The organism is Mesorhizobium sp. CA6, assembly GCF_020165035.1.
Lineage (GTDB): Bacteria > Pseudomonadota > Alphaproteobacteria > Rhizobiales > Rhizobiaceae > Mesorhizobium.
In genome coordinates, this window is sequence record NZ_JAIUHI010000002.1 from 154,542 (window position 1) to 168,916 (window position 14,375).

The window sequence follows — 14,375 nt, forward strand, 5'->3', positions numbered from 1 at the left end:
ATGGCCGGTTTGCCGACCACGGCACGCGTGGTGATCATCGGAGGCGGTGTCGTCGGCTGCTCATCGCTCTATCACCTCTGCAAGGCGGGCTGGACCGATTGCGTGCTCCTGGAAAAAAACGAGCTGACCTCGGGCTCGACCTGGCATGCCGCCGGCAACGTGCCGACCTTCTCCTCGTCCTGGTCGCTGATGACCATGCAGCGCTACTCGACCGAGCTTTACCGGGGTCTGGCCGAAGCGGTCGACTATCCGATGAACTACCATGTAACCGGCTCGCTCCGGCTCGCCCATACCAAGGAGCGCATGCAGGAATTTCAGCGCGCCAAGGGCATGGGCCGCTACCAGGGAATGGATATCGACGTCGTCGGCCTCGACGAGATCAAGCGCCGCTACCCCTTCATCGAGACGCATGAGTTGAAGGGCGCGCTCTATGATCCGAGCGACGGCGACATCGACCCGGCTCAGCTGACCCAGGCGCTGGCCAAAGGCGCGCGTGACATGGGCGGCAAGATCATCCGCTTCTGCCCGGTCACCGGCGTGCGCCGCGAGAACGACGAATGGGTGATCGCCACCCCGCAAGGCGAGATCCGCTGCGAGATCGTCATCAATGCGGCCGGCTACCGCGCCGCCGAAGTCGGCAAGATGTTTGGGCGCGACGTGCCGATGATGGTGATGAGTCATCAGTACATATTGTTCGAGGAAATCCCCGAGCTTGCCGCGTGGACGAAGGAACAGGGCCACAAGCTGCCGCTGCTGCGCGACGTCGACACGTCCTATTACTTGCGCCAGGAAAAGAGCGGCATGAATCTCGGCCCCTATGAGCGCAATTGCCGCGCGCATTGGGCGACCCACAACGATCCGATGCCGGAGGATTTCTCCTTCCAGCTCTTCCCCGACGATCTCGACCGCCTCGAGCATTACCTGGCCGACGCCGTCGCCCGCGTGCCGATCCTCGGCACCGCCGGCCTCTCCAAGGTGATCAACGGCCCGATTCCTTACGCGCCGGACGGCAATCCGCTGATCGGGCCGATGCCCGGCGTGCCGAACGCCTTCGAGGCCTGCGTCTTCACCTTCGGCATCGCGCAAGGCGGCGGCGCCGGCAAGGTGCTGGCCGAATGGGTCACCGAAGGCCAGACCGAATGGGATATGTGGTCCTGCGATCCGCGCCGTTTCACCAGCTTCGCCTCGGCGCCCGACTATTGCGTCGCCAAGGGCATGGAGATCTACGGCAACGAATACGCCATCCAGTTCCCGCGCCATGCCTGGCCGGAGGGGCGCAACCGTAAGCTGTCGCCGCTGCATGATCGCATCAAGGCGCTGGGCGGCCAGTTCGACGCCTATAATGGCTGGGAGCGCGCGACTTGGTACGCACAACCCGGCGATGATACTTCCGAAGAGTCTACCCTCACCTTCCGCCGCGACGGCCCGTGGCAGCAGCGCGTGCGCGAGGAATGCCTTGCCGTGCGCGACGCCGCCGGTATCCTCGACCTGCCCGGCTTCTCGCGCTTCAATCTCGAAGGCCCTGGCGCGGCCGAATGGCTGGCGCTGCAGGTCACCGGCCTGGTGCCGAAACCGGGCCGCATCGGCCTGGTCTATTTCGCCGATGACAAGGGCCGCATCGTCACCGAGATGTCGGTGGTGCGTCATGGCGAAGACCAGATGACGCTGATCACTGCGGCTGTCGCGCAGTGGCATGATTTCGAATGGCTGAAGTCGCGCATGCCCGCCGACGCGGCCTTCACGCTGACGGACCGGACGGAGGAATACTCAACGCAAATCCTTGCCGGCCCGAACTCGCGCAAGATCCTTGCCGAAGTCTGCGACGCCGACCTGACGCTGCCCTGGCTGACGCATCAGGAAACGACCATTGCCGGGCGCTGGGCGAAGCTGGTGCGCGTCTCCTTCGCCGGCGAGCTCGGCTGGGAGATCCACACCAAGGTCGCGGACACGGCGACCGTCTTCGACGCCGTCTGGGCCGCCGGCCGGAAGCACGGGCTGAAACCCTTCGGCATGTATGCGCTGGATTCGCTGCGGCTGGAAAAAGGCTACCGCACCTGGAAGGGCGATCTGTCGACCGACTATTCGATCCTGCAGGGCGGCCTGGAGCGCTTCGTCAAATGGGACAAGCCAGACTTCCGCGGCAAGGCGGCTCTCCTCAACGAGAAGCAGCAGGGCGTGAAGAAGCGCTTCGTCACTTTGGTTGTCGAGAACCCCGGCGACTGCGACGCACCCTATATGTCGACGCTCTGGCATGAGGGCACGATCGTCGGCGAGACGACGTCGGGCGGCTGGGGCCACCGCGTCGGCAAGTCGATCGCGCTCGGCATGCTGCGCACGGATCTCACGGAGCCGGGCACGGCGGTCGAGGTCGAGATTTTTGGCGATCGCTTCAAAGCCATCGTCCAGAACGACGAGCCGCTGTGGGATCCGAAGAATGAGAGGTTGAGAGCCTGATGCCGAAGCCATCAAAACGCATTACCGGTATCGTGCCTTCCGGCAAGGACGGCTGGGAGGTCCATTTCGCCGCCTGGAATCGCAAGCAGGCCGGCGAAGACATCATTGTGCTCTCGGTCGGCGACCATGATTTCGACACGCCATCGGAAACCATCGAGGCCTGCGTGAGCGCCGTGCGCGGCAGCAACCATCACTACACGCCGCTGCCCGGCCTGCCGCGCCTGCGCAAGGCGATGGCCGCCGCCGCGACCGTTTGCGCCGGCATCCTCACGGAACCCGACGAGGTCATCGCCACGCCTGGCGGCCAGGCAGCGCTTTACGCCGCCGTGCAGGGCGTGCTCGACCCGGGCGACCACGCCATTGTCGTCGCGCCTTACTACGCCACCTACCCCAACACCTTCAGCGCCGCGGGCGCCAGCTTCACGGTGGTCGAGACGCCGGCCGAAGATGGGTTTCAACCCCGCGCGGAGATGATCCGCGCCGCGCTTCAACCCAACACCCGCGCCATCCTGATCAACACGCCGAACAATCCGACCGGTGCCGTCTATTCGCGCGAACGGCTCGAGCAGCTGGCCGAAATCTGCAAGGAGCACGATCTCTGGCTGCTGTCGGACGAGGTCTACTGGACGCTCGGCGGCGGCGAGCACATCTCGCCGCGCTCGCTGCCCGGTATGGCCGAGCGCACCCTGGTCATCAACTCCATGTCGAAGAGCCACGGCATGACCGGCTGGCGCATGGGCTGGCTGACCGGGCCGAAAGCGATGATCGCGCTGATGACCGACCTCAATCTGGTCACGACCTACGGCCTGCCAGCCTTCATCTCCATCGCTTGCGCCGAGGCGCTTGAAAACCACTATGGCGTGAAGGATATCGCCGAGCGTTACGCCGCGCGGCGCGCGATCTTCCTCGATGCCATACGCGGAGCCAATGAAGTCACCGTGCGCGGCTCCGAAGGCGGCATGTACATCATGCTCGATGTCTCCGCGGTCGAACCCGACGACGAGAAATTCGCCTGGGCGCTGCTCGACGAGGAAAAGGTCGGCGTGATGCCCGGATCGAGCTTCGGCGAAGCCGCCGCCGGCCACATCCGCATCAGCCTCTGCCAGCCCGAACCCGTCCTCAAGGAAGCAGCGCTTCGCGTTCGCCGCTTCGCTTCCAACTATCGCCGCGAGGCCGCATGACCAAGACCATCCCGGCCAAAGCCCGCGCGGTAATCATCGGCGGCGGCGTCTCCGGCTGCTCGGTCGCCTATCATCTGGCCAAGCTCGGCTGGACCGACATCGTGCTCTTGGAGCGCAAGCAGCTCACCTCAGGCACCACCTGGCATGCGGCCGGGCTGATCGGCCAGTTGCGCGGCTCCCAGAACATGACGCGGCTGGCGAAATATTCGGCCGATCTCTACGTCAAGCTCGAGGCTGAGACCGATGTCGGCACCGGCATGCGCCAGGTCGGCTCGATCACTGTCGCGCTGACCGAGGAGCGCAAGCACGAGATCTATAGGCAGGCGTCGCTTGCCCGCGCCTTCGATGTCGACGTGCGCGAGATTTCGCCGCGCGAGGTCAAGGAGATGTACCCGCATCTCAACGTCTCGGATGTGGTCGGCGCCGTGCATCTGCCGCTCGACGGCCAGTGCGATCCCGCCAACATCGCCATGGCGCTGGCCAAGGGCGCGCGCCAGCGCGGTGCGACGATCATCGAGAATGTGAAGGTCACCAAGGTTCACACGATGAACGGTCGCGTGTCCGGCGTCTCCTGGACGCAGGGCGAGGAGCAAGGCACGATCGAGACAGACATCGTGGTCAACTGCGCCGGCATGTGGGCGCGCGAGTTGGGTCGGCAGAACGGCGTTACCATCCCGCTGCATGCCTGCGAGCATTTCTATCTCGTGACCGAGCCGATCCCCGGCCTCTCCCGCCTGCCGGTGCTCCGTATCCCGGACGAGTGCGCCTACTACAAGGAGGACGCCGGCAAGATGATGCTCGGCGCCTTCGAGCCGGTGGCAAAGCCCTGGGGCATGGACGGCATCCGCGAGGATTTCTGCTTCGACCAGTTGCCCGAGGACATGGACCATTTCGAGCCCATCCTCGAAATGGGCGTCAACCGCATGCCGATGCTGGGCACCGCCGGCATCCACACCTTCTTCAACGGCCCGGAGAGTTTCACGCCGGACGACCGCTACTATCTCGGCGAGGCGCCCGAGCTTTCCGGCTACTGGATGGCGACCGGCTATAACTCGATCGGTATCGTCTCCTCCGGCGGCGCCGGCATGGCGCTGGCGCAATGGATCAATGACGGCGAGGCGCCCTTCGACCTGTGGGAGGTCGATATCCGCCGCGCCCAGCCTTTCCAGAAGAACCGCCGCTACCTCAAGGAGCGCGTCTCCGAAACGCTCGGCCTGCTCTATGCCGACCATTTCCCCTATCGCCAGATGGCGACCTCGCGCGGCGTGCGCCGCTCGCCTTTGCACGAGCACCTGAAGGCGCGCGGCGCCGTCTTCGGCGAAGTGGCGGGCTGGGAGCGCGCCAACTGGTTCGCGCGCGAAGGCCAGGAGCGCGAATACCGCTATTCCTGGAAGCGGCAGAACTGGTTCGACAACCAGCGCGAGGAACATCTCGCGGTGCGCAACAGCGTCGGCCTGTTCGACATGACCTCCTTCGGCAAGATCCGCGTCGAAGGTCGCGATGCCTGCGCCTTCCTGCAGCGGCTCTGCGCCAACGACATGGACGTCGCGCCGGGCAAGATCGTCTACACGCAGATGCTCAACCAGCGCGGCGGCATCGAGAGCGACCTAACCGTGACGCGGCTTTCGGAAACGGCCTATTTCCTGGTCGTGCCGGGCGCCACGCTGCAGCGCGATCTTGCTTGGCTGCGCAAGCATGTCGCCGACGAGTTCGTCGTCATCACCGACGTCACCGCCGCCGAAGCCGTGATCTGCGTCATGGGTCCGGAGGCGCGAAAACTGATCCAGAAGGTCAGCCCGAACGATTTTTCCAACGAGGCCAATCCATTCGGCACCTTCCAGGAGATCGAGATCGGCATGGGTCTCGCCCGCGCCCACCGCGTCACCTATGTCGGCGAGCTCGGCTGGGAACTCTATGTATCGACCGAGCAAGCGGGCCATGTTTTCGAGGTGATCGCCGAAGCCGGCGCCGATGTCGGCCTGAAGCTCTGCGGCCTGCATACGCTCGATTCCTGCCGCATCGAGAAGGCCTTCCGCCATTTCGGTCACGACATCACCGACGAGGACAATGTGCTGGAGGCGGGCCTGGGCTTTGCGGTGAAGACGAGCAAATCCGGCTTCATCGGCCGCGACGCTGTGCTCAGGAAGAAGGAAGCCGGCCTGTCACGCCGGCTGGTACAGTTCCGCTTGAAGGACCCGCAGCCGCTGCTCTTCCACAATGAGGCTATCCTGCGCGACGGCAAGATCGTCGGCCCGATCACATCAGGCAATTACGGCCACCATCTCGGCGGCGCGATCGGGCTTGGCTATGTGCCCTGCCAAGGCGAGAGCGAGGCGGATGTGCTGGGCTCATCCTACGAGATAGAAATCGCCGGCGAGCGCTTCGCCGCGGAGGCATCGCTGAAGCCAATGTATGATCCCAAGGCGGAACGGGTGAGGATGTAGCGCGGTCTGCCCTTCTCCCCTTGTGGGAGAAGGTGGATCGGCGCGCAGCGCCGAGACGGATGAGGGGTGTTCCAGCGGAGTGTGGCGTCGGCGTTCACTGGAGCACCCCTCATCCGTCGCCTTCGGCGACACCTTCTCCCACAAGGGGAGAAGGAAGAGGCTCAAAAACTCTCCAGCCTCGCCCTCACCTTCGCCAGAAACCCCACCCTGCTCTTCGGCGTCGAGGCATCCATCAAGTAGTGCGCCAGGAAAAACGTCTTGCAGCGCGTGGCGCATAGCGCCCGCATGCCGCGTAAAATCGTCTTGCGTCCCGGCTGGCCGACGACCACGCTCCACCAGGTCGGCGCGCCGCAGGTGGTGATGACGCCGACCTTGGTCACATGCCGCATCAGCGACGTGATGCGCCCCTTGCCGGCCGGCAGCTTGAAGGCGATGTCGGTCGCCCACACGCGGTCGAACCAGCCCTTCAGCATCGCCGGCAATCCGTACCACCAGGTCGGGTAGATGAAGAGAATCGCCTGCGCCCATTGCAGATGCTCGAAATGCGGCGTTAGCGCCGGGTCTTGCGGCGCCCGGTCGTTGTAGAAGCGCCGCTCCTCGCAGCTCATCACCGGATCGAAATTCTCGGCATAGAGATCGAGCAGCCGCACGTCCCAGCCTCGCCCTTTCAGCACCTCCACCGCCATGTCGCGGATAGCCGCGCAATAGCTTTCAGGCACCGGATGGCAATAGACCACCAGCACGCGCATCAGAAGGCGTCCATCGTCGCCGCGACCTTCGCCATGAAGACTTTGCGAGTCTCGTCGGTGGAGAGGTTCATCGAATAATGCGCGAGATAGGAGACAGGAGCGCCTGGCTTGATGGTCGCCCGCAGCATGCGCTTGACGATCTTGCGCGGCGGGTCGCCCATCAGCATGGCACGAAAGCGGCTGCCGCCATAGGTGGTGATGGCCGCGAGCTTGCCGATGTTCTGCAGCGTCGGCCGCACCTTGCCGTCGACCAGCTTGAACGACACGCCGGGCAGAAAGACGCGGTCGAAGAAGCCTTTCAGGATTGCCGGATAGCCATAGTTCCAGACCGGAAACGACAGCACCAGCGCTTCGGCATTCTTCAGCCTTTCGACATAGCCGGCGACCGCGTCGTCCGGCCCGCGCGGGTCGTGGTAGCCGAGCCGCTCGGCGCGTGTCAGCCTTGGGTCGAAATCGTCGGCATAGAGGTCGCAGTCGTCGACCGCATGCCCCGTCGCGGCGAGCCGCTCGACGATCGTCTTGTGCAGGCTGGCGTTGAAGCTGGTCTCCACCGGATGAGCGTAAAGCACGAGGATTTTCATCACCCCGCCTTCTGCAATCCCTTGAACAGGAACGTGCGGCCGGAGCGATAATCATAGTCCGGGTTTTCCCAGGCGATCATCTTGCCGGGATTGAGCAGCCCTTGCGGATCGGTCTGGCGCTTGAAGGCAAGCTGGATCTCGTCGGTCTGCTTCATGCCGCCTTCTTCCAGCGTGTAGCGGTGCGGGTTGAAGATCGGGCAGCCATTCTCCTCATGCAGGCGGATGATTTCGTTGAGCCGCGCCTCGGTGGTGAACTTGACCAGCGGCAGGCCGAAGCAGGTGATGTTGCCGTCGAGCCGCACGAATTCCAGATGCGAGAACACCTCGCCCGGGAACATCGTGTCCATCTTCTCGACCAGCGCCAGCTGGTTGGGGAACGGATAGAGCGACTGCAGATAGGTGATCGACGGGTCGACGCGCAGTGCCCGCAGGGTCGTGTGGTTCCAGGCAAGCTCATAGGCCGGCGGCAGGCCCTTCTTGTCCTCGTTCGTCGCGGTCGCCGCATTGAAGATGACCTCGCCTCCGGTGCGCCGGGTGAAAGCCAGGAAGGCATCGAGCCCATGGTTCGCGACCATGACGACACAGATGCTTTGCCCCTCGCGCAAGAATTTCTGGTGCCGCTTGAAATAGAGCTGCGGCACGGGTGCGGCGATCGGCGTGATCAGCTTGGTCAGGATGCCGTCCTGGCAGGCAAGCGCGTTGCCGTAGCGGGCGGCGCCCATGAATTTGTCGAAGCCGACAATGACGTCGATCCATTCATAGGCGGCAGTCAGCGGCATCTCGACCTCCGTGATGATGCCGTTGGTGCCGTAGGCATGCGTGACCTTGTGCAGATCCTCGCCGGTGAGCTCGAGCGCCTTTGGCTCGGCCTCCATGGTGACGACGCGCAGCCGCAGCACATTGCCGAAATCGCGCAGGCCGCCGAAATTGATCGAGCCGACCCCGCCCGAACCGCCGGCGATGAAGCCGCCGATCGAGGCGGTGTTGTAGGTCGAGGGCGAGAGCCTGAGCTCCTGCCCGGAATGCGCCCGCGTCGCCTTGTCGATCTCGGCAAGGATTGCGCCCGGCCCGGTCACCACCCGCCCCGGCGCGATCGTTTTGATCTCGTTCATCTCGGCGAGGTTCAGCACCACGCCGCCCGACAACGGCATCGCCTGCCCGTAATTGCCGGTCCCGCTGCCGCGCGGCGTCACCGGGACGCCATGCCGGTGGCATGCGGCAAGCACGCGGATCACCTCATCCTCGCTCTTCGGGGTAACGATCAGGTCGCCTTTGATGTGATCGAGTTGCGCCTTCAGCACCGGGCTGTACCAGTAGAAGTCGCGGCTCTTCTGCTGGACGATGGCCGGATGGTCGTCGAGCTTGATCCCGTCGAGATCGCGCTTCAGCGCTGCGATATCCATCATCACACCATCAGTTCGTCGAGTTCGGCATAGTCGGGCAATTGGCGTTCGATCGCCCTGCCGTCGCGCACCACGATGCGATCCGATTCGGGCCGCGACAGCAATTCGGTCCAGCTGCGCCCCCTGAAGACGATGAAATCGGCTGAGCCGCCGACGGCAAGCGTACCGGCGCCGTCGAGCCGCATCACCTCGGCCGGCGTTGCCGCCACCGCCTTCGGCCAGTCGCCTACCGGATGGTCGAAATGCAGGATGCGCGTCGCCATGCGGTAGACCTCCAGCATATCGAGATCGCCATAGGCGTAGAAGGGATCGCGCGTGTTGTCGGAAGCAACCGCCACCTTGATGCCGCGCGCCTTCATCTCGTGCAGCAGCGTCACGCCGCGCCAGCGCGGGGTGGTGTGATCGCTGCGGCGGTCCTGCAGATAGAGATTGCACATCGGCAGCGACACCACGGCAAGCCGCGCCTTCGCCACCTTGTCCAGCGTGTCGAGCACCTCGAGGTCCGGCTGGCGCGCCAACGAGCAGCAATGGCCGACCAGGATATTGCCCTCGAAACCGTTCCACAGCGACGCCTCGGCGATCTTCTTCAGCGAGATGGCCGCGACATCGTCGGTCTCGTCGGCATGGAAATCGAGATCGAGCCCATGCTCGATCGCCTGGGCGAACACCTTGTCGAGCAGTTCCTCGAGATCGGGTACCATATAGGTGACGACGCCGAGCATGCCCTTGGCCGCGGCGACGCGCTTCGCCAACCGTTCGAACCAGGCCTTGTCGCGCACGCCTTCGATGCCGAGCAGGCAGGCCGCCTGCAGCTCGATGCGCCCGCGCCATTTTTCCCGCATCGTTTCGAACACCGGCCAGGAGATCTCCTCCTGCGGCGGCACGCTGTCGAGATGCGTGCGCATAGCCTTGGTGCCGTGCGCGTAGGCCGAGCGCAGCGAGAAGTCCATGCGGCGCGCGACATCCTCGGCGCTCCAGCGCGTGGTGCGGTCGGCGCCGGTGGCATTGAGTGCGCCCATGAAAGTGCCGTCCGGATTGGGCTTTCGCGGCCAGATATGGCCCTTGTCGATATGGGTATGGCAGTCGACGAAGCACGGCATCACAATGCGGCCGGCAAGGTCGATCGCGCCGGGGTGCGCCTCTGCCTGGTCGTGCGCGGCAAGATCGGCGATCTTGCCGTTGGTGATGGTAATGTTGGCAAGCGCAAACCCGTCCGAGTCGAAAGCGGCGGCAAGACCCGGCGTGAGCGATCGATGAAGCCGAACGTTAGCCAGGCAATAAGAACCAGAGGTTGGTATCAAGGCCTGGCCCCCGCTGTCTTATGCAGAACTGGTCCCCAAATGGGCGCCTCACTATTCTCAATTGCATCGCGCACCTTACCGCTCCTGTTTCAGCGCGCTCTCGTGCCAGCGGCGCAGGATGAGATGCGACACCAGCGACAGCACCAGGAAGATAAGGATGCCGGTGAGCGAGATCAGGATCAGCGCCGCGAACAGGCGCGGCGCGTTAAGCCGGTAGCCGGCCTCGATGATGCGGGACGCGAGCCCCGATGACTGCCCCTGCGCGCCGGCGACGAATTCCGCCACCACCGCGCCGATCAGCGACAGGCCGCCGGCGATCTTCAGCCCGCCGAGGAAATAGGGCATCGCCGCCGGCAGCCGCAGATAGCGCAATTGCTGCCAGCGCGTCGCGCCGTTGAGCTTGAACAGGTCCCGCAGGTTCCGATCGACCGAGTTCAGGCCGAGCGTGGTGTTGGAGAGGATCGGAAAGAAGGCGACGATCCAGGCGCAGAGCAGCAGTTTGACGGTCTGGTTGTCCACATAGATGTTGATCAAAGGGAAGATGGCGACGATTGGCGTCACCTGCAGCACGATGGCGAAGGGGAAGAACGACATCTCCACCCATTTCGATTGCGCGAACAGCACCGCCAGTCCGACGCCACCGATCACAGCGAGAGCCAAGCTGAAAAAGGTGATCCTGAGCGTCACCAGCAGTGAGGAGAACAACAGCCCCGCATCGTTGTGCAGCGTCTGCAGCACCACGGCCGGCCGCGGCAGGATATATTGCGGGATCTCGTTCCAGACGCAGATGCGGTCCCACAGCACGATCGCCAGCACCATGATCGCCAGCGGCAGCACCCATTTGCCGATGCGCTCCAGCCGCTCCTGGCGGGCGCGGCGCGCCTCTTCCGGATCGAGCGTCAGGACATTGTCTTCAATGGCCGTCATTTTGCGATCCGGCGGTTGAGTTGATTGCGTCGACCAGCACACCCGAGGCCTGCCGGCAAAGCGCAGCATAGCCCGGCGAGGTGCGGAACGCCTCGTCGCGCGGATAGGGCGCGTTGATGGGGAGTTCGCCATGGACGCGGCCCGGCCGCGCGGCCATGACGACGACGCGGCTGGATAGGAACACGCTCTCGAAGACGCTGTGGGTGACGAAGACGACGGTGAAGCGCTCGTCCTGCCACAGCTCCAAAAGATCGTTGTTGAGCTTGAAGCGGGTGATCTCGTCGAGCGCGGCGAAAGGCTCGTCCATCAGAAGGATGCGCGGCTTCGTCACCATGGCCCGCGCGATCGAGACGCGCATCTTCATGCCGCCGGAAAGCTCGCGCGGCACGGCGTTCTCGAAGCCGGTGAGGTGGACGCGCGACAGCATCTCCATCACGGCCGGCTCCGCCTTGGCGCGTGACACGCCCTTCAGCCTCAGCGGCAGCCAGACATTGTCGAAGACGCTGGCCCAGGGCAGCAGCGTCGGCTCCTGGAAGACGAAGCCGATGTTCGAGCGGTCGATCGAGCCGCGCCAGTCGAGCTGGCCGGAGGTCGGCGTCGAGAGACCCGCGATCAACCTGAGCGCGGTCGACTTGCCGCAGCCCGAGGGGCCGAGCAGGCTCAGGAAATCGCCTTCGCGGATCGCCAGGTCGACCTTGCTCAGCGCCGTCACGCCGTTGGAAAAGACCTTGCCGACATCGCGCAATGCCAGCAGCATCGGGACCTCCCCCGATGCCGCCGGCGTCTCAGCCACTTTCTCCCGGATCATCTCAGGCCGGCCGCCTTACTTCTTCAGCTCCAGCCCGACACCTTTATTGATGAAGGCCAGCGTGTAAGCCTTCTTGATGTCAAGGCCCGGCTGCGCGACCTTGGCCTTGACCATCTTGTCGTAAAAACTCTGGATGCGGGCTTCGTTCATCGTGCCGATGCCGAGCTTTTCCGAATCGCCCGAATCGACAATGCCGAACTTCTTCAACTGCTCGATCGAGAAGGCGATCTGCTCGTCCGTCATGTCGGGATTGTCCTTCTTGATCATGTCGTTGGCGGCCTTGTTGTCGCCATAGAGGTATTTGTACCAGCCCTTGGCCGAGCCATCGACGAAGCATTGGACCACCTCCGGCCGCTTGTCGATCGTATCCTGCATCACCTCGATGGTGGTCGCATACGTATCCCAGCCATAGTCGGCGAGCAGGAACTGGTTCGGCGTGAAGCCGCCCTGCTTCTGCACGGCAAACGGCTCGGACGTCACATAGCCCTGCTGGATCGACTTCTTGTTGGCGATGAAGGGCGCCGGATTGAATGTGTAGGGCACGCGCTTGGCGGCATCGAAACCGAGATCGGTGACCATCCACTGGAAGAAGGTCTGCGCGCCTTCGTCGCCCATGATGTACTGGTCGGCGTTCTTGAGGTCCTCCCATTTGTCCAGCCCCTCTCCCGGATGGGACATGATGACTTGCGGATCCTTCTGGAAGTCGGACGCAACGACACGCATCGGAATGCCCTGCTGCACGGCGTCGAAGGCCGAGAGCAGGTTGCCGCCCATATAGAAATCGATCTTGCCGGCTAGCAGCATCGGCCGGCCGCTGACCTGCGGGCCGCCCTGCATGATGGTGACATCAAGGCCGCAGGCGGCATAGGTGCCGTCGGCGATCGCCTGGTAGTAGCCGCCATGCTCCGGCTCGGCCAGCCAGTTGGTGCCGAACGTCACCTTTTCGTTTGCGGCCGCACCCAGCGTGCCCGCCGCCAGCAGGGCGACGGCGCCCGCCAGGATCTTTCCTTGTCCGATCATAAACTCACCCTCTCTTGGCTCCGGCGCGCAACGCGCTGGGCTCGACACCATTGATTCAAGAAGCAAGACACATGCCACCGCCAGGGCCGCCTGCTCGTGCGGCAGTCGTTGCCGAGACCGGACGGGTCATGCCGTACGCGAGGCATCGTGCCTATTTTTTGGACGCCTGTCCATAATCGCTCCTGGCGGCGTCCCCGGCATCTTGAATGTTTCATGAATCCGCCACTAGGCTGTCGGCCGACAGGAGAATGCCATGCTCAAATACCTCGCCCCCAAGTCGATCAAGCCGCCTTTCGCCCGCTACAGCCACGGCGTCGAAATACCGGCCGGAAAGCGCCTGGTGCTCTGCTCGGGTCAATTGGGAATCGGCCCCGACGATGCCGTGCCGGAGGACGCCGGCGCGCAGGCCGAGCTCTGCTTCAAGAACATCGCCGCGATTCTGAGCGAAGCCGGGCTGACCTTGAACGACATCGTGCGCATCAACGCCTTCGTCATCGGCCGCGAGCACCTGCAGGCCTATATGGATGTCCGCAACCGGCTCTTTTCCGATCCGGCGCCGGCCTCCACGCTGATGATCGTCTCCGGCTTCGCCCGCCCGGAATTCAAGGTCGAGGTCGAAGTTCTGGCAGCGGGCTAGCTGTTTCAGGGGATAGGCTCTAGACCTTCAGGCCGGACAGCAGACCAATCGGGAGACGAAACGTGACGACAAGACGCGTGTGGTGGGGCGATTACCGGACGACCGAATACGCCTCGATCGACGCCGAAGCGACCATCGCCGTGCTGCCGGTGGCGGCGATCGAGCAGCATGGCCCTCACCTTCCGGTCTCGACCGACACCTCGATCATGATGGGCATGCTGGAGACGGTGATCGCGCGCCTGCCCGACGATCTCGACATCCGCATCCTGCCGGTGCAGGCGGTCGGCAAGTCGAACGAGCATCTGCATGCGCCGGGAACGCTCACCTTGCCCGCCACCACCTTGGTCGACGCCTGGACCGAACTCGGCCTGTCGGTCGCCCGCGCCGGAGTAAGAAAGCTGATCGTCGTTAACTCGCATGGCGGTAATGAAGAGATCATGGGCATCATTTCGCGCGAATTGCGCGTGCGCGCCAAAATGCTGTCGGTGAAGACGAGCTGGCAGCGTTTCGGCCGCCCGGCCGGAATGTACACCGAGCTCGAGGACCGTCACGGCATCCATGGCGGCGACGTCGAGACATCGCTGATGCTGCACTTCCGGCCCGATCTCGTCGACATGAGCAAGGCGGAGAATTTCGTCTCCAATGTCGGCCGCGCCGAAAAGGAATTCGCCCTGCTGCGCCACACCGGCACGCATGCCTTCGCCTGGATCGCCAGCGACCTCAATCCGAACGGCGTGGTCGGCGATGCCTCGATCGCCACGGCCGAGAAGGGCCGGCTGACGGCAGAAATGCAGGCCGACGGTTTTATCAACCTGGTCAGGGATGTGCGCAAGGCGAAGCTTGCCGAGTGGCTGTCGTAGCGGCTGGTCC

At 64.1% G+C, this 14,375-nt stretch carries 12 protein-coding genes; 5 read left to right on the forward strand and 7 right to left on the reverse strand.

The genetic code is table 11. The features are described 5' to 3' along the window. The 3 genes from LB526_RS02975 to LB526_RS02985 are packed head-to-tail and all read left to right on the forward strand — an operon-like array spanning window position 1 to window position 6,079. Window positions 1-2,454, forward strand: a complete 2,454-nt coding sequence (locus tag LB526_RS02975) for an FAD-dependent oxidoreductase (protein WP_224626032.1) — start codon at window positions 1-3, stop codon at window positions 2,452-2,454. Continuing rightward, the gene (locus LB526_RS02980) at window positions 2,454-3,635 is read left to right on the forward strand and encodes a pyridoxal phosphate-dependent aminotransferase (protein ID WP_224626033.1); all 1,182 of its coding nucleotides are present in this window, start codon (window positions 2,454-2,456) and stop codon (window positions 3,633-3,635) included. Before LB526_RS02975 ends, LB526_RS02980 begins: the two co-directional genes overlap by 1 nt. Next, window positions 3,632-6,079 carry an FAD-dependent oxidoreductase gene (locus LB526_RS02985; protein ID WP_224626034.1) on the forward strand — a complete coding sequence of 816 codons (2,448 nt, stop codon included), beginning with the start codon at window positions 3,632-3,634 and terminating at the stop codon, window positions 6,077-6,079. The genes LB526_RS02980 and LB526_RS02985 overlap by 4 nt, the downstream gene beginning before the upstream one ends. Window positions 6,080-6,240: 161 nt before the next feature. Here the strand turns inward: LB526_RS02985 and LB526_RS02990 are convergent, their stop codons facing one another. From LB526_RS02990 to LB526_RS03020, 7 genes are all read right to left on the reverse strand, one after another. Continuing rightward, window positions 6,241-6,828, reverse strand: coding sequence for an NAD(P)H-dependent oxidoreductase (locus tag LB526_RS02990; protein ID WP_224626035.1), 588 nt, complete (start codon window positions 6,826-6,828; stop codon window positions 6,241-6,243). Further along, window positions 6,828-7,409 carry an NAD(P)H-dependent oxidoreductase gene (locus LB526_RS02995; RefSeq protein WP_224626036.1) on the reverse strand — a complete coding sequence of 194 codons (582 nt, stop codon included), beginning with the start codon at window positions 7,407-7,409 and terminating at the stop codon, window positions 6,828-6,830. Before LB526_RS02995 ends, LB526_RS02990 begins: the two co-directional genes overlap by 1 nt. Further along, the gene (locus LB526_RS03000) at window positions 7,409-8,812 is read right to left on the reverse strand and encodes an FAD-binding oxidoreductase (RefSeq protein WP_224626398.1); all 1,404 of its coding nucleotides are present in this window, start codon (window positions 8,810-8,812) and stop codon (window positions 7,409-7,411) included. Before LB526_RS03000 ends, LB526_RS02995 begins: the two co-directional genes overlap by 1 nt. 2 nt (window positions 8,813-8,814) lie before the next feature. Continuing rightward, window positions 8,815-10,113 (reverse strand): cytosine deaminase, encoded by a 1,299-nt coding sequence (locus tag LB526_RS03005; protein WP_224626037.1) that lies wholly within the window; start codon window positions 10,111-10,113, stop codon window positions 8,815-8,817. Between the two features lie 75 nt (window positions 10,114-10,188). Further along, window positions 10,189-11,040, reverse strand: coding sequence for an ABC transporter permease (locus LB526_RS03010; RefSeq protein ID WP_224600928.1), 852 nt, complete (start codon window positions 11,038-11,040; stop codon window positions 10,189-10,191). After that, window positions 11,027-11,848: an ABC transporter ATP-binding protein gene (locus LB526_RS03015; protein WP_224626038.1), complete on the reverse strand. Its 822-nt coding sequence runs from the start codon at window positions 11,846-11,848 to the stop codon at window positions 11,027-11,029. The genes LB526_RS03010 and LB526_RS03015 overlap by 14 nt, the downstream gene beginning before the upstream one ends. A gap of 15 nt (window positions 11,849-11,863) precedes the next feature. Next, window positions 11,864-12,868, reverse strand: coding sequence for an ABC transporter substrate-binding protein (locus tag LB526_RS03020; protein ID WP_224626040.1), 1,005 nt, complete (start codon window positions 12,866-12,868; stop codon window positions 11,864-11,866). Window positions 12,869-13,121: 253 nt separating this feature from the next. Here LB526_RS03020 and LB526_RS03025 point away from each other — a divergent pair, with 253 nt between their 5' ends. Further along, entirely contained in the window at window positions 13,122-13,505 is a 384-nt protein-coding gene (locus LB526_RS03025) for a RidA family protein (protein ID WP_140541985.1), read from the forward strand. Between the two features lie 62 nt (window positions 13,506-13,567). After that, complete coding sequence (locus tag LB526_RS03030; RefSeq protein WP_224522737.1) at window positions 13,568-14,365, forward strand: creatininase family protein; 798 nt, start codon at window positions 13,568-13,570, stop codon at window positions 14,363-14,365. Window positions 14,366-14,375 lie beyond the last annotated feature (10 nt).

Coding starts and splice junctions, on each gene's coding strand:
- LB526_RS02975 (WP_224626032.1), top strand. CDS start 1: ATGGCCGGTTTGCCGACCACGGCACGCGTGGTGATCATCGGAGGCGGT.
- LB526_RS03025 (WP_140541985.1), top strand. CDS start 13,122: ATGCTCAAATACCTCGCCCCCAAGTCGATCAAGCCGCCTTTCGCCCGC.
- LB526_RS03020 (WP_224626040.1), bottom strand. CDS start 12,868: ATGATCGGACAAGGAAAGATCCTGGCGGGCGCCGTCGCCCTGCTGGCG.
- LB526_RS02995 (WP_224626036.1), bottom strand. CDS start 7,409: ATGAAAATCCTCGTGCTTTACGCTCATCCGGTGGAGACCAGCTTCAAC.
- LB526_RS03010 (WP_224600928.1), bottom strand. CDS start 11,040: ATGACGGCCATTGAAGACAATGTCCTGACGCTCGATCCGGAAGAGGCG.
- LB526_RS02990 (WP_224626035.1), bottom strand. CDS start 6,828: ATGCGCGTGCTGGTGGTCTATTGCCATCCGGTGCCTGAAAGCTATTGC.
- LB526_RS03015 (WP_224626038.1), bottom strand. CDS start 11,848: ATGATCCGGGAGAAAGTGGCTGAGACGCCGGCGGCATCGGGGGAGGTC.
- LB526_RS03000 (WP_224626398.1), bottom strand. CDS start 8,812: ATGGATATCGCAGCGCTGAAGCGCGATCTCGACGGGATCAAGCTCGAC.
- LB526_RS02980 (WP_224626033.1), top strand. CDS start 2,454: ATGCCGAAGCCATCAAAACGCATTACCGGTATCGTGCCTTCCGGCAAG.
- LB526_RS02985 (WP_224626034.1), top strand. CDS start 3,632: ATGACCAAGACCATCCCGGCCAAAGCCCGCGCGGTAATCATCGGCGGC.